At 74.5% G+C, this 377-nt stretch carries 1 protein-coding gene; it reads left to right on the forward strand.

All coding sequences use genetic code 11. The features are described from left to right. Positions 1-87: 87 nt before the first annotated feature. Positions 88-377: SpnB-like Rossmann fold domain-containing protein (locus IH00_RS0135810; protein ID WP_039947786.1), on the forward strand; the 290-nt coding region annotated here is incomplete at its 3' end.

The following is a 377-nucleotide window of genomic DNA, read 5'->3' on the forward strand; positions in this document are numbered from 1 at the left end:
GGCACTGAGCCTGCGCCGGCCCATGTCGTCTGGTCCCCGGACGGGATGTCGGGGGATGTGTCGCGGGTTGCGGCGGGTGCTTTGGCGGTGGTGCAGGAGTTCGTGGCGGGTGAGCGGTTCGCGGGGTCGCGTCTGGTGGTGCTGACCCGTGGTGCGGTCGGTGCCGGTCCGGGCGAGGGTGTCGCGGATGTGGCGGCGTCGTCGGTGTGGGGTCTGGTGCGTTCGGCGCAGCGGGAGCATCCGGACCGGTTGGTGCTGGTGGATGTGGAGCCGGGTCTGTCCGCGGAGGCGGAGCAGGCCGCGGTGCTGGTGGCCGTGGGGTCGGGCGAGCCGCAGGTCGCGGTGCGCGCCGGCCGGGCGCTCGCACCCCGTCTGGT

This window comes from Streptomyces sp. NRRL S-118, from assembly GCF_000716335.1.
Lineage (GTDB): Bacteria > Actinomycetota > Actinomycetes > Streptomycetales > Streptomycetaceae > Streptomyces.